A 1,653-nucleotide genomic window follows, 5' to 3' on the forward strand; every position below is an offset into this window, starting at 1 on the left:
TTATTTCTTTTCTTCTTGAAGGTATTAATATTTTTCTTCCCATTCCTGAATCCTCCTTTCTACACCACTTTTGGCTTTTTATCTTTGGTCTTTTCCACTAGGGCTAGCTCATAGCCTAGGGCATTACATCTTCCAAAAGAGATATTTTTATATTCAAATCTTTCAATATTTCAAATACACTGATTATGTTTGCTCCTTCGCCTTTTTTTAAATTATTCAGAATTTTATTGGTTGACTGTGGCACTCTATTTTTTGATCTGCAAAATTCTGCTTCTGTCCCATATTTTTTTCTTATATTCTTATCTATTTCGTAGGCAAATTCTTTTATTTCTTCCATTTTTCCTCCTTTTTTAAACTTTTTGATTATATAAGACTTAAAAAATTTTTCTATATTTTTATTATAAATCGTTTTGTTTAAAATGTCAATAAAAAAAGAGAAGTAAAATTCTCTATATTTTTATTTTGTTTAAATCTCTGTCAATTAATCTTGAAACTACACCTATGCATTGCGTTTCGTCTTCTTCTTTTAACTTGATGGGCGGATAATAGTCATTCAAACTATTCAGTTCTATTTCAAAATCATTATTTATCGTAAGTTTCTTTACTAACGTTTCCCCATTAACTTCCACTGCCACTACCTTATTCGCTAGTTGGCGTAATTCTGTACAGTCGTTCGGATCTACCAAAACACTGTCACAGTCATAAAATAAAGGTTCCATGGAATCGCCATGAACAATCACTACAAAACAATTTTGGTTTATATGTAAGTTCTCCTTTACTAAAAATTCACGTTCTCCCATTTCTTCTGGAACCAAAACGCCATTTCCTGCGCTAGCTAAGCCGTATACTGGCAATTTTATAATTTTAGTATTTATTTTTTCTAATTTAGTGTTATTTTTTATTTCTTGTAATTTTTTCAAATAATTTTCTGGTATTTTCTCTGCCATATATAAATCTGTTAACTCTTCTTCATGTTCTGGAAAAACTAATAATAACCTTTCCATTACCTTTTTGCTGGCTCTTCTTTTCCCTTTCTCTATCAAATCTATATAACTGTGCGAAACATCAACTTTTTCACCTACATCATATAAACTATAATCTTTTCTCAATCTTAACTCTTTTAGTTTCTCGCCGAATTTCATATTTTCTCCTTCTAAATCTTATTGTTTATGTAATTTTACTATTTTTTATAAAAAAAATCAAAAAAATAGTTGACAACGTCAATCTTATAGTTTATAATAAAAGCATAAAAATAAACAAAGTGATTTAATTGTTTTTTTAAAAAACACTTATAATCGTTTTGTTTAAAAAAGGATAACTGAAGAAAAAACTTGCGAAACAAAAACCAACCATAAACAAAACAGATGACTTGCAGGGAGCAACCATAAACTAATATAAGGAGATGATAACATGGATAAAGAACAACTGATTGAGCAATTACAGTCAATAATAGAATACTTCGAAGGAAGTCATTACGAGAATGCATGGACAACTGAAATAGAAGCACTGGAAACAGCGATTGAAATAATCGAGGAAGCGGAATAAGACCTGTTATTTTAAAAGCGGAAAAATTGAAATAAGGAGATGATGAGATGAATAACAAAGAAATAAGCAAAGAAGAAAGACTGGAAATTATAAGAGAAATGGTTGAGG

At 29.3% G+C, this 1,653-nt stretch carries 3 protein-coding genes; 1 reads left to right on the forward strand and 2 read right to left on the reverse strand.

Annotated features, from left to right (window positions below; all coding sequences use genetic code 11):
- Positions 1 to 115 precede the first annotated feature (115 nt).
- The gene (locus NK213_RS19935) at positions 116 to 337 is read right to left on the reverse strand and encodes a hypothetical protein (RefSeq protein WP_253352602.1); all 222 of its coding nucleotides are present in this window, start codon (positions 335 to 337) and stop codon (positions 116 to 118) included.
- A 112-nt stretch (positions 338 to 449) separates the two neighbouring features.
- Positions 450 to 1,142: an XRE family transcriptional regulator gene (locus NK213_RS19940; RefSeq protein ID WP_253352604.1), complete on the reverse strand. Its 693-nt coding sequence runs from the start codon at positions 1,140 to 1,142 to the stop codon at positions 450 to 452.
- A gap of 268 nt (positions 1,143 to 1,410) precedes the next feature.
- Here NK213_RS19940 and NK213_RS20565 point away from each other — a divergent pair, with 268 nt between their 5' ends.
- Positions 1,411 to 1,545 carry a hypothetical protein gene (locus NK213_RS20565; protein WP_256478853.1) on the forward strand — a complete coding sequence of 45 codons (135 nt, stop codon included), beginning with the start codon at positions 1,411 to 1,413 and terminating at the stop codon, positions 1,543 to 1,545.
- The last annotated feature ends 108 nt before the right edge of the window (positions 1,546 to 1,653 follow it).

It is taken from the genome of Sebaldella sp. S0638 (assembly GCF_024158605.1).
GTDB lineage: Bacteria > Fusobacteriota > Fusobacteriia > Fusobacteriales > Leptotrichiaceae > Sebaldella.

Bases quoted from the DNA above. Each gene is read 5' to 3' on its own strand.
- NK213_RS19940 (WP_253352604.1), bottom strand. From the start codon at position 1,142: ATGAAATTCGGCGAGAAACTAAAAGAGTTAAGATTGAGAAAAGATTAT.
- NK213_RS20565 (WP_256478853.1), top strand. From the start codon at position 1,411: ATGGATAAAGAACAACTGATTGAGCAATTACAGTCAATAATAGAATAC.
- NK213_RS19935 (WP_253352602.1), bottom strand. From the start codon at position 337: ATGGAAGAAATAAAAGAATTTGCCTACGAAATAGATAAGAATATAAGA.